The organism is Pseudomonas sp. PSPC2-3 (assembly GCF_049898265.1).
In the GTDB taxonomy this organism is placed as follows: domain Bacteria; phylum Pseudomonadota; class Gammaproteobacteria; order Pseudomonadales; family Pseudomonadaceae; genus Aquipseudomonas; species Aquipseudomonas veronii.
Genome location: NZ_JAFCXJ010000010.1, coordinates 239,625 through 261,480, shown reverse-complemented (window position 1 = coordinate 261,480; position 21,856 = coordinate 239,625). Strand labels below are relative to the sequence as shown.

Below are 21,856 nucleotides of genomic sequence, written 5' to 3'. Positions count from 1 at the left end.
TCAAAACCTCAATGTGCGAAGATCAGCCAGTCGAAGCCGAAGTACTCCTGCTGCGATAATTGTAAGCGAACCCATATAAAGTACGCCCCAGATCAAGCTGATGTCTTTCATGATTACTGCAATTGGCGAAAGTAGTGCTACCCAGAAAACCACTGACAACCGGATTCCGGGTTGGCACATAACATGCAGAAATAACAGGTACGCCGAGAATCCTATAGCGTAAAAGAGCTCTGCCTGCTTAAGACCGTGAACAAAGAGAATCATTCCGGCCACTGCCAGGGGGGCAATGATCAGGTTGACGACGATGACCTTGCGATGAAGTCCGCAGGCCACTAGGTAGCGTTCTGTCACTACAGACCAGTAAAGCACAGGTAAGCAGGGTAGCATCGCTAAGTAGGCGGAATACTGGGGAAATAGCCAGCCGGCTGCGTAACCTGTCAGTCCTGCCAGAGCAAAGTACAGTAGCGCCGTTGACATGATGATTTTATATTGCTCCTGGCGCTGGCTGCCAGAAACGAAAGCGACGAATACTGCCCTGACATTGATGGGAAATAAACTTGTCGCCGATTGAATGATTGATACGATCACCCGGAAAAGTCCCAGATCTCGGACGGGAAGGCTTTTTGAAAGGATAAAAGGGAGGATATTGGTAAATAGATTGAATACCAGAGTGATGGATACCATTCTCGGTAGTAATACCACGACGTTTTTGCAAGTAGACAGTAGCTGTTTCCCCATGGGCAACCGTGCGCCATGACAGACCAGTACCGCAATCGCAAACAAGCAGGGCAGCAGGTTCGTCAGAATTAGCACATCAACGATGTTCAATGGCAATATTTTTTGGTAACTGATGAGAAGCGCCGAGAAAAACACACATAGGAAAATCATCAGATAGCCGACAATCCACCGTTGAAGGCGTAGGCCGAAGAGCGATAACAAGCATGCTGAACTGAGCAGCATCACGCCTAATAACAAAGGATTGCCGATGCTATCGATAAGATTCATCGCGCTGAAAAGTAGAAAAATCAACACCGCCATAAACAGTGAGGTGACGAGTATGTACTCGGCCTCCACGCTGGCAATGAGTTGTTCGTTGATGATGTCTAGAAGCTTCTGAAATAGAAATACCAGTACGTTAGCCTTAATAAAGGCGCCATAAGCTTCCAGGCCATACAGTCCTGGGATGACAAAATTGACAACTAATCCACTTAACAGTGTCAGCGCCTGAATCAGTAGATTGAACATGCTAAGACCTCGTCAACCTTATTACGACAAATGCTATTCCACGAGTACCTGATGACCGCTATTGCGTCATCGCATAAGATCTGGCGGAAACCTGTGTTTTCCGCCAGACCAGTATGTTTGAGCCTGATGCCTTCAGGCCCAGACGCCGCGGGTATCAATGACTTGTCGTGATGACAATTGGTCTTTTGAGATGTTCTTGAACGGACTGTGGTCCACAAGCAGAACAACGACATCAGCCAAGGACAGCGCGTTATCAATGTCGCTCAATGCTGCAAGACCGTTCAGGCGTTCTGGTATTTGTTCGATGTTGGGCTCCACCGCCAGCACGGTACCTGGGTGGTTTTTTGCGATTTGCACCGCAATTTCCAGGGATGGGCTTTCACGAAGGTCGTCGATGTTTGGCTTGAATGCCAGGCCCAGGCAAGCGATTGTCACATCTTTGGCTGTCTTGGAGGGATGCGCCTGCAGGAACTTACCAATCGCAAGCCTTACTTGGTCCAGTACCCATGTTGGCTTACTATCATTCACTTCGCGAGCGGTCCGGATCAGGCGCGCATCATCAGGCGTCTTACTGACAATAAACCAAGGATCGACAGCAATGCAGTGTCCGCCAACACCAGGGCCCGGTTGCAGAATGTTGACTCGCGGGTGGTGGTTGGCCAAGCGAATCAGTTCCCAAACACTAATCTCAAGTTTTTTGCAAATCATCGACAGTTCATTGGCAAAAGCAATGTTCACATCGCGGAAACTGTTTTCAGTGAGCTTGCACATTTCGGCTGTGCGTGCGTCGGTAATGATGCATTCGCCCTTAACGAATGTTTGATATAAGCGCTTTGCGGCTTCCGAGCATTTTCTGGTCAGGCCGCCGATGATCCGATCATTCTCAATCAACTCTCGTAACACGTGCCCAGGCAGGACGCGTTCTGGACAATGCGCAATACGGATATCCGATGCTTCGCCCAGCGTCTGCGGGAAGCTCAGGTCTGGCCGTGCTTGCGCCAGCCACGCGGACATTTGCTCAGTGGCTCCCACAGGAGAAGTCGATTCGAGGATTACCAGGTCGCCTCTCTTCAGTACCGGGGCGATGGATTTACTAGCCGCTTCAATATAAGAGAGATCAGGCTCGTGGTCGCCCTTGAAGGGGGTCGGCACTGCAATCAGGAACGCATCGGCGGGTTCGGCGATGGTGGTCGCCCTCAGATAGCCTTCAGTTACCGCGGTGCGTACGACGATGTCCAAATCCGGTTCGATAATATGGATATCACCGCGGTTGATCGTGGCTACCGCTTGTGCGTTGACATCGACGCCGATAACTTTTTTCTTTCTTGCTGCGAAAACGGCGGCAGTAGGGAGTCCGATGTAGCCTAGGCCGACTACAGAAATAGTTTCAAAGCTCATGGATTAGCCTTTTTTGATTTGGGAAAGAGCTTCAAGGATCCGAGCGGATGCCTTTCCGTCGCCGTAAGGGTTGTGCGCGAAGCTCATCTGGTGATAAGCGTCAGGGTCCGTCAGAAGACTGCGCAGATTATTTGTAATGACCTCAATGTCGGTACCGACCAACCTGACGGTACCCGCTTCGACGGCTTCCGGGCGCTCAGTAGTGTCGCGCATGACCAGCACAGGTTTGCCCAGTGATGGAGCTTCCTCTTGTATGCCGCCTGAGTCGCTGAGAATCAGGTGCGAACGCTCCATCAAATAGACGAATGGCAAATAATCCAGGGGCTCGATCAAATGAACATTTTGAATGCCCGCCAACAATCGATTGACCGGCTCGCGTACGTTTGGATTCAGGTGAACGGGATAGACGATCTGGACGTCAGGAAAGTCTTTGGCCGTTTTGATCAGGGCCTGGCAAATTTTCTCGAAACCGTCGCCAAAGCTTTCGCGACGGTGGCCGGTGACGAGGATGATTCGTTTTTCTTCACCCAGGAATGAAAACTGTTGGTGAAACTTCTGTTGCAGAGCGGGGCTGTTTTTGATTCTTGCCACAACCTCAAGCAGCGCATCAATGACGGTATTGCCAGTCACATGGATGCATCCAGCATCAACCCCTTCTCTCAGCAGGTTCTGCCTGGACGTTTCTGTAGGAGCGAAATGTACAGCCGCGAGTGCGCCGGTCAACTTGCGGTTGGCTTCTTCTGGCCACGGTGAGTAGAGATTGCCGGTGCGCAGACCTGCCTCGACGTGAGCGACGGGGATCTGGTGATAATAAGCCGCTAGTGTTGTCGCGAACGTCGTCGCTGTATCCCCATGCACCAAGACGATATCGGGTTTGAATTTGGCGAAGACACCTTTCATCCCTTGTAAAATGCTGCTGGTGACATCAGTTAGATCCTGGCCCGACTTCATGATATTGAGATCGAAGTTCGGAGCGATCTCAAACAGGTTGAGCACCTGATCCAGCATTTCGCGATGTTGTCCGGTTACGCAGACCTTGGCATCGAAGCGCTCGTCTGCAGCAAGTCTCAGCGCCAAAGGGGCCATTTTAATTGCTTCAGGACGCGTGCCGAACACACACAAGGTTTTCAAGATCATTGCCACACCAGTGTTAAAAATGAATTTCACCACACGCTTCTGTTAATCATGCGGCGGGGGAGTCGTAAATTTTTATAGTTCCTTGAACGTCTAAGCTTTTTTGATAACGTGTTTACTCACTTCTCTTCGCTGCTTTTTACATGACAGGGGGCGAACGCCTGCCTGTATTTTTTTCAAAAGCCCATCTAGAGCCCGTTTTGTGAGTCGACGCTGGATTCGGGGTTGCTGTAAGGGGTTTCTTACAGCTGGGTATTGCATTTGAATCAGCGCCCTCTTGTTGCACCCTTGCTGCGTTGCGCATGGACTGGCATCGTTGGCATGGCTATTCGTACAAAATGACGTTTGAGGTCACGGATGCGTCTACAACGCATGTCTATCATTTTTTTGTGACGTTTCATTGCTGAATTTCTGATGTGATTAAGATTATAGCCTTCTTTTCCAATGGTTTTTCAAGGCCGTGATATTTCTGGCGGTTGGCAGTAGGGATTTGCATGGCGTCATCTTTTTTTGCAGTCAATGTGTTTGGAGCAATCACACTGCGCCTTAGGTGTCTTTGATTAAAGTAATAAAAAATGTAAATATTTCAGTTTTTTAATCTGACCAATTTAGACACTAGCATTACAGAGACTGGGGTGTGAATCCTAGTGCGCCGATTATACTGGTTTTGTGTGACCGTCATCGGCGCGGGGGCGGGGGCGGGTAAGATTGACGAATCTCGCGAGTGTCTCTGAGTTTTCCTACGCATGGATTGGCCTGCCAACAACGTGTACGTGCGCTTCGGGTCAGCCAGTCGGTTGCCCCTGGCTCAGGGAATGCAGAGGATTTGTGGTACAACCTGAGTATCATATCGGGATTGGATCTGTGGTGAGTCGTAAGGCCCCGCCTCGTTTCTGGTTCCCGTGCCGGATGAGCCTTTTTTGTGCTTCGGGTGCCACGCCTGTATGGCGCTTGTTCAGCACCGATCAATCATCGTAAATCGATTTTTGGCGGACTCAAGGGTAGCTGTTCATTTTTTGATTTTGGAAGACTGGAGAGGTGTTCGAGAGGGTCATGGATAAGGTAAGAGTTTTTTTATTGAATCTTCCGCGCCGACACAAGCGCATTCTGCAAGTGCTTGCAGATGTGGTGCTTGTATGGCTTTCGTTGTGGATGGCTTTTGTCGTCCGTCTCGGCATTTTCGAAATGAACGAGCCTGTTCGGCATCACTTGTGGCTGTTTGTGAGTGCTCCTATCGTCGCTGTCCCGCTGTTTATCCGTTTTGGCATGTACCGGGCGGTGATGCGCTATTTCGGCAATGATGCGCTTGTCACAATCATCAAAGCAGTCAGTCTTTCCTCGCTCATCCTCGGTATGTTCGTCTATGTCTATAGCAATCATCAGATAGTTGTCCCGCGCTCGGTTATTTTTAACTACTGGTGGTTGAGCATGATTATGATTGGCGGCTTGCGCTTGGCAATGCGTCAATATTTTTTGGGGGACTGGTTTACCGGAGTGCAGCATGTTCCGTTCACTAGTCGCGATGACGGCTTGACGAAGGTTGCTATCTACGGTGCCGGTTCAGCGGGCAACCAACTGGTTGCAGCATTACGCATGGGCCGAGTCATGCGTCCTGTCGCGTTCATCGACGATGACAGGAGCATTGCCGGTCGTGTGATTTCAGGCTTGCAAGTGTTCAAGCCCAAACATATCGAGCAGATGATCGACGCCACAGGCGCACAGGAAATCCTGCTGGCGGTGCCGTCGGCAAATCGGGGGCGCAGGCGAGAAATTCTGAGCTATCTTGAACGTTTCCCGCTTCATGTTCGCAGCGTTCCGGGCTTCATGGATCTTGCGAGTGGTCGAGTCAAAGTGGACGACATCCAAGAAGTGGATATCGCCGACCTGTTGGGGCGCGACGCCGTACCTGCTCAAGAGGATCTCCTTGAGCGTTGCATCGTCGGCCAGTCGGTGATGGTCACGGGCGCAGGTGGATCAATTGGTTCGGAGCTTTGTCGCCAGATCCTTGCACTAAAGCCCACGACGCTGCTGCTGTATGAGCATAGCGAATTCAATCTTTACAGCATTTTATCTGAGCTTGAGTACCGAGTCGCACGCGAGTCATTGCCGGTTAAGCTGTTACCGATGCTGGGCTCTGTGCGCAACGAGACTAAGTTGCTTGATGTGATGAAATGCTGGCATATCGACACGGTTTACCATGCCGCCGCTTATAAGCATGTTCCGATTGTCGAGCACAATATTGCCGAAGGCGTGTTGAACAATGTCATTGGCACGCTCAATACCGCCCAGGCTGCTCTTCAGGCGGGGGTAGCTAACTTTGTACTGATTTCCACCGACAAAGCTGTTCGTCCTACCAATGTGATGGGCAGTACAAAACGACTTGCAGAACTGGCATTACAGGCGCTCAGCCGTGAGAAAGCGCCGGTTATATTCGGTGATAGGTCGGGTGTTTCCCGCGTCAACAAGACTCGCTTCACGATGGTGAGATTCGGTAATGTGCTGGGTTCATCAGGCTCCGTCATTCCGCTTTTTCACAAACAAATCAAGTCCGGCGGCCCTTTGACCGTCACTCACCCAAAAATCACACGCTATTTCATGACGATCCCCGAAGCGGCACAGTTGGTCATCCAGGCCGGCTCCATGGGGCTGGGCGGTGATGTATTTGTGCTGGATATGGGCGAGCCGGTGAAAATTGTCGAGTTGGCGGAGAAAATGATTCACCTTTCCGGCCTGAGCGTTCGTTCCGACAAAAATCCCCATGGCGATATCGCCATTGAATTCACTGGGCTGCGTCCTGGCGAAAAACTTTATGAAGAGTTGCTTATCGGCGACAACGTAGTCGCCACGCAGCATCCGATGATCATGAGTGCCAATGAAGACTTCCTGTCATGGGATGTCCTGAAAGGCAAATTGAGTGAGCTGCTTGCAGCGGTAGATGCGGATGATTACTCCCGCGTCCGCCAACTCTTGCGTGACACCGTCAGTGGTTACTCTCCCGATGGCGAAATTGTCGACCTGATCTATCAACGGCACCGGCTTGAACCCTGAATTCACACGCTGTAACGCAGCCATTTTTGACTCTCTACGCACATCACCTAAGTTAGAGAAGCAGCTTTGGAAAAGCTGCTTTCACTCATTGATGTCATGGAGCGTCACTCATGCCAAACGCTTGTTTTTCCTCCCTCGTTTTCGCCCTCCTTGCGAGCATCTCGGTAGCAACTACCGCGGCGCCTGCGATCACGCCCGAGCCCGCTACCATCCGCTCTGGCCAGATGAACCCGGTGGAGCAGTCCACCAAGGTCAATCTCAACGCTGCAGATGCTGAAGCCTTGCAACGTGATCTCCTGGGCATTGGCGCCGCAAAGGCGAGGGCTATCGTTGCTTACCGCAACAGCAACGGCCCTTTCAAGGCGCTTGATGAGTTGTTGGAGGTTAAGGGGATCGGCAAGGCACTGCTGGAGCGGAATCGCGACAGGCTAGCGATCAACTAAGGGGGCAATGTTCGCCGAGGAGGCCGGTTATTGACCGGCCTTTTTATAGTGCAATAGCTGCGCCTTCAAACGTTCACGTACCCGCCCATGATGCGCGTCGCCAATTCAGCGCTCTCGACACTTCTGCCCAGCACCCCTTCATCCTTGGATTTGAGATGTGCATAGAACCCGCCATGGGTCAGGTTCAGTGCTTTCATCAAGGGCGGCTGGCCGGTGGCGCCGACGCCATCGCGGCAAAAGCAAACGGAGGCTTCCTTGATGATACGGGTTAGAGCGTTGTGGTCGTGTGAATAGCGCGTAGCCTGCCTCGTAGACGTGCCGACATGTTAACCAAGCTGAACTTTTACCCACGGGGTGGGCGTTGGCATGAAAAGTGATTACTCACACAGGGAGGATTGTTCAACAATCGTGAGGTAACGATGACACTCAGCTTGTCCTTAGCCGACCAGATCGCCCTGGAGCTGCGTGCCGACATCATCGGTGGCCGACTGTTGCCCGGAATGGCATTGGTCGAAGCCGAGCTGGTCAAGGCCTATAACGCGTCGCGCAATACGATTCGTGAGGCGTTGCACCGTTTGGAGCGGGAAGGGTTGACGCGCTACGTGCGCAACAAGGGCGTGGTGGTTCGTCGGTTGGAGCGCGAAGAGGTGCGTGATTTATTTGTCGTCCGCCGCACGCTCGAATTGCAGGCCATTGCCCAGAGCGGTGCGTTCACCCAGGATCAATCCGAGCGTATGCAAAACGCCATCGAGGCCACCGCGCTGGCCCGGGAGCGTGAGGACTGGCGTGCGGTTGCGACCCACAGCCTGTTGGTGCACCAGCAGATTGTCGGGTTGATGCGCAGCCCGTTGTTCGACGAGTTTTTCGCCCAGGTGATTGCGCAGTTGCGTCTGGTGTTCTGCGCCGCGCCCGATGAGCAGCGTTTCCAGTCGCCCTGGCTGGAACGGGACCTTGAGATCCACACGTTATTAGCCAATAACAACAAGCTGGCGGCCGGGGAGGCGATGAGCCTGTACCTGGATGATTCAGAACGGCAGTCGTTGGCCCTGTTTACTTTCCCTTGATCGAGGATTCGCACCATGTACAAAGACTATCCAGCCGCTTACCAGGTCAGCAAAGGTTCGGCGTTGCAGGTCGACACCGCGTTTTACGAGCGTATCCGTGAGCGCAAGGATCAACGCACCTTGGTCGAACAGTTCGAGGTGCCGATTCGCACGGGCAGGGCGTGGAAGGTGCCGGCCGGGCATGTGTTCCGTGTGACTACGCCGGTGGGGCCACAGGTGGGCGACTTCAATGTGTGGAACGCCAACGACCCGCGCGAACGCCTGTGGGCCGCGCGCACGCGTCAGTTGCAGGGCGCGCATGTCAGCACCCATGACCGGCTGTGGTCGAATCTGCCATTTCTGCGGCCTCTGGTGACGATCACCGATGACAGCCTGGCCAGCTACGGCATTGATGAGCACGGCGGGCGCCTGCACGATTTGCTCGGTACGCGCTGCGATCCGTATGTGAACCGCATGCTCACTGGTGAAGATTTCCATCATCACTGTCACTCGAACCTGACCCGTGCGGTGTTGCCTCACGGTCTGACGGAATTCGACGTGCATGACGTGCTGAACATCTTCCAATGCACCGGCCTCAATCACGACGACATGTATTTCATGAAAGCCTGTCCGGCGCAGAAGGGCGATTACCTGGAGTTTTTTGCCGAGATTGATTTGTTGTGTGCGCTGTCGACCTGCCCGGGCGGGGATCTGTCGCTGCCGATGTGGGGCCCGGATGCGCAGGACCCGCTGACGGCGTGTCGTCCGCTGGGGGTTGAGATTTATCGATTGGAAGCCGAGTTGCTGAACGGCTGGAGTCAGCCGGAGCGTGCTGCTTATAAAGGGCAGCACGGTTTGCAGATTGCCAAGGCGGAATGGGAGTAGGGCAGAAGAGGGGCTGCTTTGCAGCCCGACGGGAGCAAGCGCCCTCGCCACATGGGATCAGCGGTCCTGCCCATCCTTGGCATCCGCCTGCGCATTGCGCTCGGCCACGCGTTTGCGTTGTTCGTCGGTGAGTTCCACTTTGTTGGCGCTGTCACGCAGCATCAGCAGCCCGCCGACGATCGACCCGATCGCAACCACCATAATCAACCATGCATACCACGGCATAACGCTCTCCTTGAGGCAGATTGCCGTGGGAGGTTTTCCCACGGTAATAACTGCTTTGAGTTACAGGCTTTCTGAGTAGTTCAGTGTAGGCCTGTTCCGCCTCAAAACCTTAGAGCCCGGTCAACATTGCATCTGCCGGTGCCGCGGCGCGGTCGTGCGCGGTCATCTGGAAGTAGATGAAGCCGACCAGCATGAAGCCGAGGAAGATCATGCCGATCAGCGCGTTGAACCAGGCCATGGCCACCAGGCACACCACCGCCAGCACCAGCGCGATGCCCGGCACGATCGGGTAGCCCGGAGCGCGGAAGGTGCGTTCCAGCAGCGGTTCGGTCTTACGCAGTTTGAACAGGCTGAGCATGCTCATGATGTACATCACGATGGCGCCGAATACGGCCATGGTGATCATTGCTGCAGTCAGGGTCATGCCGCCCAGGTTGATCAAACCGTCGCTGTAGATGGCGGCAATACCGACCACGCCGCCAGCGATGATTGCCCGGTGCGGTGTATGAAAACGCGACAGCTTGGCCAGGAACGGCGGCAGGTAGCCGGCCCGAGCCAGGGCGAAGAATTGGCGCGAGTAGCCAAGGATGATGCCGTGGAAGCTCGCCACCAAACCGAACAGGCCGATCCACACCAGCATGTGCAGCCAGCCGGAGCTTTCGCCTACTACGGTTTTCATCGCCTGGGGCAGCGGGTCGTTGATGTTCGACAGGGTGCGCCAGTCGCCCACGCCGCCGGCGAAAAACATCACGCCCATGGCCAGGATCACCAGGGTCAGGATGCCGCTGATGTAGGCTTTCGGAATGGTGCGCTTCGGATCTTTCGCTTCCTCGGCCGCCATGGCCGCGCCTTCGATGGCGAGGAAGAACCAGATCGCGAAGGGGATCGCCGCGAACATTCCGGCAATCGCCGGGGCCCCGAAGGTGTCGGAGCCGGCCCAGCCATTAAGGGCGAAGTTGCTGAAGCTGAACGCGGGGGCGACCACGCCCATGAATACCAGCAGTTCGGCGACGGCGAGTACGCACACCACCAGTTCGAAGGTGGCGGCGAGTTTCACGCCGAGGATGTTCAGGCCCATGAACACGATATAGGCGCCGACGGCGGCGTGTTTCGGATCGAGTGCGGGAAACTGCACATTCAGATACGCACCGATGGCCAAGGCGATGGCGGGCGGGGCGAACACGAATTCGATCAGGGTCGCCAGGCCGGCAATCAGGCCGCCTTTTTCCCCAAACGCGCGGCGGCTGTAGGCAAAGGGCCCACCTGCGTGGGGAATGGCGGTGGTCAGTTCGGTGAAACTGAAGATAAAGCAGGTGTACATCGCGGCGACCATCAACGAGGTCACCAGGAAGCCCAAGGTCCCGGCCACGCCCCAGCCATAGCTCCAGCCGAAGTATTCCCCGGAAATCACCAGCCCGACCGCGATGCCCCACAAATGCAGGGTGCCCAAGGTGGGTTTGAGTTGTGTGTTCATCGTATTGCGCTCCCTGAACCGGTTGGAATGATTCAAGGTGTTGCAGCGGCCATGCCAGCCTGAGAATCATTGTCGTAAAGCTGCGCTACTGTCGTTTGGGGGATGGTTTGGCGTTTGAAATTTCCTGTTGCTGCACCAGATAAGTGCGGCGGTGACTGTGCCGGTGCTATCGGGAGCAAGCTCCCTCCCACACTTGGCCGAGTTGTCACGCCGAGCGCCGATCAACCTGTGGGAGGGGGCTTACTCCCGATAGCGCCCGCCCAGGCACCGAAACCCCCGGTGTAAACCCCGCATAAACCCACTCTTTACGCCATCTTTACGCCTCACCCAGCCCCTCGCTCTCGTTCCTTTACACCACTCCTGCCGACAATTGCCCCACACGCGGCACTCGCCGCAAAACGGAGAGACTTCCATGAGCGTTCTGGACGGGGTGTCACTGCTATTGGCCGTGGCGCTGTTCATTTATCTGCTGGTTGCGCTATTGCGCGCGGATCGGAACTAGGAGCAGGCTATGCACAGTTATGACTATTGGCTGATCATCGCCTTCTTCGCCGTGGTACTGGTGCCGGCCCCGTTCCTGGGGCGGTTCTATTACAACGTGATGGAAGGCCGGCGCACTTGGCTCACGCCGCTGCTCGGGCCCGTGGAGCGCGCGTGCTATCGCCTCTCGGGCGTGGACGCGCAACAGGAACAGAGCTGGCAGAAATACATGTTGGCGTTGCTGGCGTTCAACCTCGCCGGGTTTGTGTTGCTGTTCTCGATCCTGTTGTTCCAGGACTACCTCCCACTAAACCCGCAGAAATTGCCGGGCCAGGAATGGACCCTGGCCTTCAACACCGCGGTCAGCTTCATGACCAACACCAACTGGCAGTCCTACAGCGGTGAAGCGTCCCTCAGCTACCTCAGCCAGATGGCCGGCCTCACCGTGCAGAACTTCGTCAGTGCGGCCACCGGTCTGGCAGTCCTGGTCGCGCTGTGCCGTGGGATCGGTCGCAAATCCACCCAGACCCTGGGCAACTTCTGGGTCGACATGACCCGCGCCACGCTCTACGGCCTGTTGCCGTTGTGCCTGGTGATGGCGTTGTTCCTGGTGTGGCAGGGCGTGCCGCAAACCTTCGCGCATTATGTTGATGCCGTGACCCTGCAGGGTGTCGACCAGGTGATCCCTTTGGGCCCGGCGGCCAGCCAGATTGCGATCAAGCAACTGGGCACCAACGGCGGCGGTTTCTTTGGCGTGAACTCGGCGCATCCGTTTGAAAACCCGACGGCCTGGGCCAACCTGTTCGAGTTGTCGGCGATCATCCTGATCCCGGTGGCGCTGGTGTTTACCTTCGGCCATTACGTGAAGGATCTGCGTCAGAGCCGGGCGATCCTCGCTTGCATGCTGGCCCTGTTCCTGATCGGCGGTGCAACCTCGCTGTGGGCCGAGTACCAGCCCAACCCGACCTTGAACAACCCGGCGGTTGAGCAGACCGCGCCGCTGGAAGGTAAAGAAGCGCGCTTCGGCACCACTGGCACCGTGTTGTGGTCGGTGACCACCACCGCGGCGTCCAACGGTTCGGTCAACGGCATGCACGACAGCCTCAGCCCCCTCAGCGGGATGGTGGCACTGGTCAACATGATGGTCGGCGAAGTGATCTTCGGCGGCGTCGGCGCCGGTATGTACGGCATGTTGCTCAACGTGTTGATCGCGGTGTTCCTCGCCGGCCTGATGATCGGCCGCACTCCGGAATACCTGGGCAAGAAGCTGCAGGCCAAGGAAGTGCAATTGCTGGTCGTGACCCTGATGGTGATGCCGATCGGCGTGCTGGTGCTCGGTGCCCTCGCTTCCAGCCTGCCCGGCCCGGCCGGTGCGATCAGCAACCCTGGCCCCCACGGGTTCAGCCAGTTGCTCTATGCCTACACCTCGGCCAGTGCCAACAACGGTTCGGCGTTCGGCGGCTTCAGTGCCAACACGCCGTTCCACAACTTGATGCTGGGCCTGGGCATGTTGATCGGTCGCTTCGGCTACATCCTCCCGGTACTGGCCCTGGCCGGCAGCCTGGCGATGAAGAAGACCGCACCGATTGGCCAGAACAGCTTCCCCACCCATGGTCCGCTGTTCGTGACCCTGTTGACCGTGACCATTTTGCTGGTGGGCGGCCTGACCTTCCTGCCGACACTGGCACTGGGCCCTATTGCTGAACACCTGAGCATGGGCTTCTGAAGGATATGAAAATGAATATGCCTGCAAAAAACGCGAGCCCGGTCAAAACCCACGAACCCGCCAAAACCGCGATCTCCGCGCTGTGGCGCCCGGCGCTGGTCCAGGCGTTCGTCAAGCTCGACCCACGGCAACTGCAACGCTCGCCGGTGATGCTGGTGGTCGAACTGACCGCCATCCTCACCACCGTGCTGTGCCTGGTGCCCGACACCGCCGTGCCGACCTTCGTCGCCGCGCAAATCGCCGTGTGGCTGTGGTTCACCGTGCTGTTCGCCAACTTCGCCGAAGCCTTGGCCGAAGGGCGTGGCAAGGCCCGCGCCGACAGCCTCAAGGCCGGCAGCGAAGGCCTCAGCGCTCGGCGCAAGGAGGCCGATGGCAGCTTCAAGGTCGTGCCCGCCACCGGCCTGCGCAAAGGTGATGTGGTGCGCGTCGCCGCCGGGGAAATGATCCCCGGCGACGGCGAGGTCATCGAAGGCATCGCCGCGGTCAACGAAGCGGCGATCACCGGCGAATCCGCACCGGTGATCCGCGAATCCGGCGGCGATCGCTCGGCCGTCACCGGCAACACGCGCCTGGTCTCGGACTGGCTGCTGATCCGCATCACCGCCAACCCCGGCGAGTCCACGCTGGACCGCATGATCGCGCTGGTGGAAGGCGCCAAACGCCAGAAAACCCCCAACGAAGTGGCGCTGGATATCCTGCTGATCGGCCTGACCCTGATCTTCCTGCTGGTGGTCGTGACCCTGCAGCCGTTCGCCCACTTCGCCAATGGCAGCTTGCCCCTGGTGTTCCTGGTCGCCCTGCTGGTGACGCTGATTCCGACCACCATCGGCGGCTTGCTCTCGGCCATCGGTATCGCCGGCATGGACCGCCTGGTGCGCCTCAACGTGATCGCCAAGTCCGGTCGCGCCGTGGAAGCGGCGGGGGACGTGCATGTGTTGTTGCTGGACAAGACCGGCACCATCACCTTTGGTAACCGTCGCTGCGCGGCAGTGGTGGCGGCGCCAGGCGTGAGCGGCCGGGAACTGGCCGAGGGCGCGCTGCTGGCGTCCCTGGCGGATGACACGGCAGAAGGTAAATCCATCGTTGAATACCTGCGGGCCCTGCACCCACAGGCCGAGCCGTCCCTGGCGGAACTGACTGCTGTGCCGTTCACCGCCGAAACCCGTTTGTCCGGCGTCGACTATCAGGGCCGCGTATTCCGCAAAGGCGCCGTGGACTCGCTGCTGGCGTTTATCGGTCAGCCTCGCGGCGACCTGCAACCGGCCCTGTCGCGGGAAGTCGACAAGATCGCCCAGAGCGGCGGCACGCCGTTGCTGGTGTGCGCCGATGGCAAGTTGCTCGGTGCGATCCATCTGAAGGACGTGGTCAAACCCGGCATCCGCGAACGGTTTGCCGAGCTGCGCAAGCTGGGGATCCGCACCGTGATGGTCACCGGCGACAACCCGCTGACAGCGGCCGCGATTGCTGCGGAAGCCGGCGTGGACGACGTGTTGGCCGAAGCTACCCCGGAGAAAAAACTCGCACGGATCCGCCACGAACAGAACGACGGCCGACTGGTGGCGATGTGCGGCGACGGCGCCAACGACGCCCCGGCGCTGGCCCAGGCGGACGTCGGCATGGCGATGAACGACGGGACCCAGGCTGCCCGCGAAGCGGCCAACATGGTCGACCTCGACAGCGACCCGACCAAGCTGCTGGACGTGGTGCAGATCGGCAAGGAATTGCTGGTGACCCGCGGCGCGCTGACCACCTTTTCCATCGCTAACGACGTGGCCAAGTACTTCGCGATCCTGCCGGCGCTGTTCGCCTCGATCTACCCGCAACTGGGCGTGCTCAACGTGATGCACCTGCAGAGCCCGCAGAGCGCGATCCTCTCGGCCATCGTGTTCAACGCGCTGATCATCGTCGTGCTGATTCCCCTGGCGCTGCGCGGTGTGCGGGTGCAGGCGGCGAGCGCGGCGGCGTTGCTGCGGCGCAACCTGTTGATCTACGGCCTGGGCGGGATTGTGGTGCCGTTCGTGGGCATCAAGGCGATCGACATGTTGCTGACCGCGCTGCACCTGGTTTGACCCGATGCCTGTGGGCACCGGCAAAGCGGTGGCCACAGGTTGCACTGACCGAATCGAGGAATTTGAAATGTCCAATATCATCCGCCCGGCCCTGAGTCTGCTGGTCCTCATGACCCTGATCACCGGCGTCGCCTACCCGTTGGTGGTGACCGGCGTCGCCCAGGTTGCCTTCCCGGACCAGGCCAACGGCAGCCTGGTGCGCGACGCCAGCGGCAAGGTGCGCGGCTCCAGCCTGATCGCCCAGGACTTTACCGGCGACAGCTGGTTCCACCCGCGTCCTTCGGCAGGCGCGTTCGCGACCGTGTCCAGCAGCGCGAGCAACCTGGGGCCAAGCAACCCGGCACTGGCCACGCGCGTGTTCGATGACGCGAATAAACAGTTCGTGCCCGCGCAAGGGCCGGTGCCGTTAGCCTCGCTGACTACCTCCGGCAGCGGTCTTGATCCACACTTGCCTCCGCAGGCGATTGCCTATCAACTGGCGCGGGTAGCCGCCGCGCGGAACATGCCGGTGGCCACCCTGCAACGCTTGCTGGATGAACACATCGAAAGCCCACTGGTGGGCCCGCCGGTGGTGAATGTGCTGGCGCTGAACATGGCCCTGGAAAAATTGTAAACAGGAGCGCCGCTATCGCGGGCAATGCGTTCCAAATGTGAGAGAGGGCTTGCCCGCGATAGCGCCCTGAAAGACACCCTATAAACCCCTGAAGGAACCCCCGCGCATGAGCGACTCCGGCCGCGCCGATGCCCTGTTAGCCGATCTGCCCCGGGACGGCCGTGGCCGGCTCAAAGTCTTCCTGGGCGCCGCGCCGGGTGTAGGCAAGACCTACGCCATGCTCCAGGCCGCCCACACGCAGTTGCGCCAGGGCGTCAGGTTGCTCGCTGGCGTGGTCGAAACCCACGGCCGCGCCGAGACCGAAGCGTTGCTCAGCGGCCTGCCGCAGCAACCGTTGCTGCGCAGTGAATACCGGGGCGTGATGCTCGAGGAAATGGACCTGGACGGCCTGCTCGCCGCCAAGCCGCAACTGGTGCTGGTGGACGAACTGGCCCACAGCAACGCGCCCGGCAGCCGCCATGAAAAGCGCTGGCAGGATATTCAGGAACTGCTCGCCGCCGGCATCAACGTGTTCACCACGGTCAACGTCCAGCACCTGGAAAGCCTCAACGATCAGGTGCGTGGCATTACCGGCGTGCAGGTGCGCGAAACCCTGCCCGATTGGGTCTTGCAGGAGGCCGATGAGCTGCTGCTGATCGACCTGCCATCCCGCGAGTTGCTGGAGCGCCTGCGCGACGGCAAGGTGTATGTGCCAGAACAGGCCCGTGCGGCCATCGACGCGTTTTTCACCCAGACCAACCTGATGGCCCTGCGCGAGCTGGCGATGCAAACCGCCGCCGCTCACGTCGACGACGACCTGGCCCAGGGTTACCGCCAACTCGGCCAGGCCGCGCCGGCCGTGCGTGGGCGCTTGCTGGTCGGCGTCGACGGCGATGCACAAGCCGAACGCCTGGTGCGCCATGCCAGCCGCGTGGCGCAGCGTCGCCATCTGCCCTGGACCCTGGTGCATATCGATAACGGCCGCGCACGCGATGAGCAAGCACGCCTGCGTCTGCAAAATGCCCAGCAACTGGCCGAACGCCTCGGCGGTGACGTGGTGCTGCTGCGTGCGGGTGAGGTGACCAAGACGCTGATCCAGCATGCCGCCGAGCGCCGCGCCAGCCTGGTGCTGGTCGGGCAGTCGCGGATGAACTGGCGACGTCGGCTGTTCGGCGGTGGCGTGGCCGAGCGCCTGATGCGCAATGCGCGCGGTCTGGAAATCAATATCCTCGACAGCGACGACGTACCTGCACCGCCGCGTCTGCCGGATGTGCGCGGGCTGGTGTGGTTCGACTATGCGCTGGCGGTGGTCGCGACGGTGATCGCGGCGGCCCTGGCCTGGGCTGTCGCCAGCGTGTTGCCGTTGCCGAATATCTCGCTGGTGTTTCTCGCGGCGGTATTGCTGGTGGCGGTGCGCAGCAGCCTGGGGCCGTCCCTGATGTGCGCGGCGCTGTCGTTCCTGACGTATGACTTCCTGTTTATTCCGCCGAAATTCTCCTTCGCCATCCAGCGTGAAGAAGACGTGCTGACTCTGTTGTTCTTCCTGCTGATGGCGGCGCTGACCGGCAACCTCGCGGCGCGCCAGCGCCGGCAGTTGCAGGCGTTGCGCGATACCCAGGAAGAAACCAGCGAACTGCTCGACCTGTCGCGCAAACTCACCGCCGCCACCGACCGCCAGGCGGTGATCAGCGCGGCGGCGCATCACCTGGAAGGCTGGAGCGACCTGGATCTGTGCCTGGTCAACCGCGACGGCCAGGGCGGCTGGAAAGTCGAGACCGGCGGGCCGCTGACCTTCACCGAAGCCGAACGCGCCGCCGCCGACTGGGCCTGGCAGCATGATCAGCCGGCGGGCAAGGGCACCGGCACGTTGCCGTTCGGGGGCTGGTGGTGGTGGCCGCTGTCGAGCGAAGAGGGCCCGCTGGGGTTGCTCGGCGTCAGTGCAAAACCCGGTATGGAACTGAGCGGCCAGCGGCGTCGCTTGCTGATCGCCTTGAGCCAGCCGCTGGCCCAGGCGTTGGCCCGCGCGCAATTGGCGCAGGAGCTGGAATCCGCGCGCCTGCACGGCGAGACCGAGCAACTGCGCAGTGCCTTGCTCGCCTCGGTGTCCCACGATTTACGCACGCCGTTGACGTCCATGCGCGGCAGTATCGACAGCCTGCTGGCACTCGGCGAAGCCATCCCGCTGGAGGATCGCCGCGAGTTGCTCGAAGGCACCCGCGATGAAGCTGAGCGCCTCGACCGCTATATCCAGAACCTGTTGGACATGACCCGCCTGGGCCACGGCGCGTTGAAGCTGGCGCGCGATTGGGTCTCGCCCGGTGATATCGTCGGCAGCGCCCTCGGCCGTTTGCGCGCGGTGCTGGCGCCGTTGCAGGTGAGGATCGATGTGCCGTCTGAATTGCCGTTGCTGTATGTGCATGCCGCGTTGATCGAGCAGGCGCTGGTCAACGTGCTGGAAAACGCCGCTCGATTCTCGCCGGCCCAGGGCCATTTGCACGTCAGCGCCGGGGTGTCGGATAACCAGCTATTCTTCGCCGTGGCGGATGAGGGCCCCGGGATTCCCGAAGACGAGCGCGCGAAGATTTTCGATATGTTCTACACCGCTGCCCGTGGCGATCGCGGCGGGCAGGGCACCGGTCTGGGCCTGGCGATCTGCCAGGGCATGGTCGGTGCCCATGGCGGGCATATCAGCGTCGCCGATGGGATTGGCGGGCGGGGCACTTGCATCACGCTGTTCCTGCCTTTACCCGCACAGCCTGGCCTGGAACGCGAGGCGTGAGCTACTCTCTTTTTTCAATGGATTTTGATTGGACACCATGAGCCAGACCGCGACGATTTTGGTCATTGACGACGAACCGCAGATCCGCAAATTCCTGCGCATCAGCCTGGCCTCCCAGGGCTACAAAGTGATCGAGGCCGGCACTGGCAACGAAGGCCTGGCCCAGGCCGCCTTGAGCAAGCCGGATTTGCTGGTACTCGACCTCGGCTTGCCGGACATGGACGGCCAGCAGGTGCTGCGCGAGTTTCGTGAGTGGTCGACGGTGCCGGTGTTGGTGTTGTCGGTGCGCGCCAGCGAAGTGCAAAAGGTCGAGGCGCTGGATGGGGGCGCGAACGATTACGTCACCAAACCCTTTGGCATCCAGGAGTTTCTGGCCCGCGTGCGCGCCTTGTTGCGCCAGGCCCCAGCGGGTGAAGCCCAGGAAGCGGCGTTGTGTTTTGGCCCGCTGACGGTGGACCTGGCCTTCCGCCGCGTATTGCTGGACGGCGCCGAAGTGGCGCTGACCCGCAAGGAATACGCGGTGCTGGCGCAATTGGCGCGACATCCGGGGCGGGTGATTACCCAGCAGCAATTGCTCAAAGACATCTGGGGGCCGACCCATACCGAGGACAGCCACTACCTGCGCATCGTGGTGGGCCACCTGCGCCAGAAGCTGGCGGATGATCCGACTCAGCCGCGGTTTATCGTGACCGAGGCGGGGGTGGGGTATCGGTTGCTGGGGGCTTAGGTCTGATGGATTTTCGTCGGCTGTCAGGGCCCTATCGGGGGCAAGCCCCCTCCCACATTTTGAAATGTGTTCACAAATCAAACTGTGGGAGGGGCGGTGCGACGATTCGACTTGCCCCCGATGAGGCCCCCAGCCACACCGCCAATCTCAGTGCTGCTCACTCTCATACCGATCCAACGTATCACTGGCGATCTCGCGCCCCAAGGCGATCAGTTCCGGCGCCTTGTAGAACTCGAAAAACCGGCACACCCGCTTCGGCACGTTGATCAGCACATCCGGCGGGTAGCCGGCGATCTTGTATTGCGCCAGCGATGTCTGCATCACCTCGAAGCTCTGGTTGATCAGGTCCAGCAATGATGCCGGGCCGACGTTATCGATGATGAACGATCCGGTCGCCGACTTCGGCGCCCCGGCTTTTTCCGGGGCGGCGGCGGGCTGCTGGGATTCCGGTTCGGCCGACTCCAGCCACGGGTTGATCTCGGCCGCTTGGGCCTGCAAGGCTTCCTGTTCGAGCTTCATCAACTGCTCGGCCTGCTTGCGGCGAAACGGCAAGTGCGAACCCAGTGACTTCGCCAGGCTGTTGAAGCGGCTCTTGAATGCCGGCGGCCGCTGGATCACTGGCAAGTGGTAGTGTTTCTGGTTGGTCGCGTTGAGGTTGACCGCAATGATCAAGTCGCAATGGCTCGACACCACCGGCACGATCGGCAGCGGGTTGAGCAGGCCGCCGTCCACCAGCATGCGGTTGCCCTGCATCACCGGGGTGAACAGGCTCGGAATCGCCGCCGATGCGCGCATGGCCTGGTGCAGACAGCCTTCCTGGAACCAGATTTCCTGCTGGTTGGTGAGGTCGGTGGCCACGGCGGTGTAGGGGATGCGCAGCTCTTCGATATTGATCTCGCCGACGATCTTGCGGATCTGCCCGAAGACCTTCTCGCCGCGAATCGCTCCCAGGCGGAAGCTCACATCGACCAGGCGCAGTACGTCGAGGTAATCCAGGCTTTCGATCCAGTTGCGATACTCGTCGAGTTTGCCGGCAGCATAGATTCCGCCCACCACCGCGCCCATGGAGCAGCCGGCGATACAGGCGATGTCGTAGCCGCGCCGTTCGATTTCCTCGATCACACCGATATGGGCATAGCCCCTGGCCCCACCGGAGCCCAGCACCAAGGCAACACGCTTCTTCATGGTCGATGTCCTTCGTTAAGCAGGCGCCCACAATGCACCCAATACGGGGGCGGCTTCAATCTTCGCGCCACCGCGCAATATTTTTCCAGAATAGCGGCTAGGCTCGGGTATGCTCTGGCAATAGGCGCTTTTGATTTCGGGTGGCGGACAAGGCACTTTTCTTTGTAGGCAACGTCTACACGGTACGACCGTTTTTCTTTATTTTGAGGTGTCATCGATGAAAGCCTGGATGTGTGTGCCTGTGATCATGTTGGCCCTGGCCGGTTGCGCCGGGAAAACTGCCTATCGCGACAGCTGCGGCAGCCAATTGGACGCCGCGTGGAAAGAGCTGGACCTGGCCAAGGCCGAAGGCTTTGCCGGTACCGTGAGTTACTCCAAGGCCTTGTCCCTGCTGACCGGCGCCAAGACCCAGCAGCAATTCGAAGCGTTCGAAGGCTGCGCCAACAAGGCCGAGAAGGCGCGTTTCTATATTCGTGAGTCGCGCGCCGGCCGCTGATTCGTCGCAGCTGTCGAGTGCAACCAGGCTGCGTCAGCGGTTTGAGTGATGCAGGGATTATTCGTCGTCAGTGGGGGAAAGCATGTCAGCCTTGGTAGATCAGTTAGTCGCTCAGGTCATCGGCCTGGAAGTAGGGTTACTGAGCTGCCAGGCTCGGCTCGCCGCCGTCACCGACGATGAAGCCCTGCATGATTTGCGCACCACCGTGCGGCGCCTGCGTAGCCTGTTGCGACCCTTGCGCGGCTTGCCGGGGGTCGAACAACTCGAACTGGCCGCCAGCACCGTCGGCCAATTGACCACCCCGTTGCGCGATCGTGAAGTGCTGGCCGCGCATCTGCACCAGCACGGTCACCATGCCGCCGCCGACCGTCGTCTGCGCCTGCAACCCGAGGCCTATCGCCACGTCGCCGAGGGCCCGGAGCTGGCGCACCTGCTGCAGATCCTCGATGCATTCCCGCGGTTTATCCGTGCCTCGCAACACCAGAAACTGCTCAGGGGCCTACGCACGCGTATCGAGAAACGCCTGGCCAAGCAATGGCACAACCTCGATGACGCCCTGCAGGACCCCAGCCACGATCGCCACCGTCTGCGCTTGTTGATCAAGCGCGTGCGCTACGCCGCCGAAGCCTACCCCGAGCTGGACAAGCTGCCGGTCAAGGCCGTGTTGCGCCTCAAGCAAGCCCAAGGCGCCCTGGGCGATTGGCATGATTGCTGGCAGTGGCTGCTCCAGGCCGAGCATCAAGCCGATCTGCAGCCCTGTGTGACGATTTGGCGTCGCACCATGGCCCAGGCCGAAGGCGAGGCGGATCGGGTGCTGGACAAACTCTGCGCGGATTGTTTCTGAGCCGGTCCGGTTTTTGGCCGGAATAGGCGCTGTACCTGGTGGGTGCGCTGGTTAAGATCGCTG

General features: G+C 59.2%; 18 protein-coding genes and 1 pseudogene. 12 read left to right on the top strand and 7 right to left on the bottom strand.

Features of this window, described 5'->3' with window-relative positions:
* The 3 genes from ACP7E3_RS23775 to wecB all read right to left on the bottom strand — a co-directional run bounded on the left by ACP7E3_RS23775 (position 1) and on the right by wecB (position 3,780).
* Positions 1–1,245, bottom strand: a complete 1,245-nt coding sequence (locus tag ACP7E3_RS23775; protein ID WP_104903659.1) for a hypothetical protein — start codon at positions 1,243–1,245, stop codon at positions 1–3.
* Positions 1,246–1,377: 132 nt separating this feature from the next.
* Positions 1,378–2,643 carry a UDP-N-acetyl-D-mannosamine dehydrogenase gene (wecC, locus tag ACP7E3_RS23770; RefSeq protein ID WP_426124560.1) on the bottom strand — a complete coding sequence of 422 codons (1,266 nt, stop codon included), beginning with the start codon at positions 2,641–2,643 and terminating at the stop codon, positions 1,378–1,380.
* A 3-nt stretch (positions 2,644–2,646) separates the two neighbouring features.
* Complete coding sequence (wecB, locus tag ACP7E3_RS23765) at positions 2,647–3,780, bottom strand: non-hydrolyzing UDP-N-acetylglucosamine 2-epimerase (RefSeq protein ID WP_158683908.1); 1,134 nt, start codon at positions 3,778–3,780, stop codon at positions 2,647–2,649.
* A 1,050-nt stretch (positions 3,781–4,830) separates the two neighbouring features.
* Between wecB and ACP7E3_RS23760 the strand changes: the two genes are divergently transcribed.
* Both ACP7E3_RS23760 and ACP7E3_RS23755 read left to right on the top strand, forming a co-directional pair.
* The gene (locus ACP7E3_RS23760; RefSeq protein ID WP_201022044.1) at positions 4,831–6,825 is read left to right on the top strand and encodes a polysaccharide biosynthesis protein; all 1,995 of its coding nucleotides are present in this window, start codon (positions 4,831–4,833) and stop codon (positions 6,823–6,825) included.
* A gap of 110 nt (positions 6,826–6,935) precedes the next feature.
* Positions 6,936–7,268, top strand: a complete 333-nt coding sequence (locus ACP7E3_RS23755) for a ComEA family DNA-binding protein (RefSeq protein WP_201022045.1) — start codon at positions 6,936–6,938, stop codon at positions 7,266–7,268.
* A 137-nt stretch (positions 7,269–7,405) separates the two neighbouring features.
* Here the strand turns inward: ACP7E3_RS23755 and ACP7E3_RS23750 are convergent.
* Positions 7,406–7,531 (bottom strand): annotated as a pseudogene (locus ACP7E3_RS23750) (TetR/AcrR family transcriptional regulator); the annotation flags it as partial.
* 156 nt (positions 7,532–7,687) lie between these two features.
* Here ACP7E3_RS23750 and ACP7E3_RS23745 point away from each other — a divergent pair.
* Together ACP7E3_RS23745 and ACP7E3_RS23740 are read left to right on the top strand one after the other, a co-directional pair.
* Positions 7,688–8,332: a GntR family transcriptional regulator gene (locus tag ACP7E3_RS23745; protein ID WP_426124557.1), complete on the top strand. Its 645-nt coding sequence runs from the start codon at positions 7,688–7,690 to the stop codon at positions 8,330–8,332.
* A 15-nt stretch (positions 8,333–8,347) separates the two neighbouring features.
* Positions 8,348–9,196 carry an urea carboxylase-associated family protein gene (locus ACP7E3_RS23740; RefSeq protein WP_426124555.1) on the top strand — a complete coding sequence of 283 codons (849 nt, stop codon included), beginning with the start codon at positions 8,348–8,350 and terminating at the stop codon, positions 9,194–9,196.
* A 57-nt stretch (positions 9,197–9,253) separates the two neighbouring features.
* Here the strand turns inward: ACP7E3_RS23740 and ACP7E3_RS23735 are convergent, their stop codons facing one another.
* Positions 9,254–9,421 (bottom strand): DUF2897 family protein, encoded by a 168-nt coding sequence (locus ACP7E3_RS23735; protein ID WP_079443146.1) that lies wholly within the window; start codon positions 9,419–9,421, stop codon positions 9,254–9,256.
* A 109-nt stretch (positions 9,422–9,530) separates the two neighbouring features.
* Entirely contained in the window at positions 9,531–10,895 is a 1,365-nt protein-coding gene (gene eat, locus ACP7E3_RS23730; RefSeq protein ID WP_057003738.1) for an ethanolamine permease, read from the bottom strand.
* A gap of 412 nt (positions 10,896–11,307) precedes the next feature.
* On the opposite strand from eat, the gene kdpF reads away from it, so the two are divergent.
* From kdpF to ACP7E3_RS23700, 6 genes are all read left to right on the top strand, one after another.
* A complete protein-coding gene (gene kdpF / locus ACP7E3_RS23725) occupies positions 11,308–11,397 on the top strand; it encodes a K(+)-transporting ATPase subunit F (protein ID WP_003218754.1) in 90 nt (29 codons plus the stop codon).
* A gap of 9 nt (positions 11,398–11,406) precedes the next feature.
* Entirely contained in the window at positions 11,407–13,101 is a 1,695-nt protein-coding gene (kdpA, locus tag ACP7E3_RS23720; protein ID WP_169863977.1) for a potassium-transporting ATPase subunit KdpA, read from the top strand.
* An 11-nt stretch (positions 13,102–13,112) separates the two neighbouring features.
* The gene (gene kdpB, locus ACP7E3_RS23715) at positions 13,113–15,170 is read left to right on the top strand and encodes a potassium-transporting ATPase subunit KdpB (RefSeq protein WP_177030661.1); all 2,058 of its coding nucleotides are present in this window, start codon (positions 13,113–13,115) and stop codon (positions 15,168–15,170) included.
* Positions 15,171–15,237: 67 nt separating this feature from the next.
* Positions 15,238–15,783 carry a potassium-transporting ATPase subunit KdpC gene (gene kdpC, locus ACP7E3_RS23710; protein WP_057003786.1) on the top strand — a complete coding sequence of 182 codons (546 nt, stop codon included), beginning with the start codon at positions 15,238–15,240 and terminating at the stop codon, positions 15,781–15,783.
* 106 nt (positions 15,784–15,889) lie between these two features.
* Entirely contained in the window at positions 15,890–18,541 is a 2,652-nt protein-coding gene (locus ACP7E3_RS23705; RefSeq protein ID WP_057003736.1) for a sensor histidine kinase, read from the top strand.
* A gap of 37 nt (positions 18,542–18,578) precedes the next feature.
* Positions 18,579–19,268, top strand: a complete 690-nt coding sequence (locus tag ACP7E3_RS23700; RefSeq protein ID WP_026140251.1) for a response regulator — start codon at positions 18,579–18,581, stop codon at positions 19,266–19,268.
* A gap of 147 nt (positions 19,269–19,415) precedes the next feature.
* Here ACP7E3_RS23700 and ACP7E3_RS23695 read toward each other — a convergent pair whose 3' ends face one another.
* Positions 19,416–20,453, bottom strand: a complete 1,038-nt coding sequence (locus ACP7E3_RS23695) for a patatin-like phospholipase family protein (protein WP_017848819.1) — start codon at positions 20,451–20,453, stop codon at positions 19,416–19,418.
* Between the two features lie 217 nt (positions 20,454–20,670).
* Between ACP7E3_RS23695 and ACP7E3_RS23690 the strand changes: the two genes are divergently transcribed.
* Together ACP7E3_RS23690 and ACP7E3_RS23685 are read left to right on the top strand one after the other, a co-directional pair.
* Entirely contained in the window at positions 20,671–20,949 is a 279-nt protein-coding gene (locus ACP7E3_RS23690) for a hypothetical protein (RefSeq protein ID WP_017848818.1), read from the top strand.
* A gap of 82 nt (positions 20,950–21,031) precedes the next feature.
* Positions 21,032–21,793: a CHAD domain-containing protein gene (locus ACP7E3_RS23685; RefSeq protein ID WP_128192174.1), complete on the top strand. Its 762-nt coding sequence runs from the start codon at positions 21,032–21,034 to the stop codon at positions 21,791–21,793.
* The last annotated feature ends 63 nt before the right edge of the window (positions 21,794–21,856 follow it).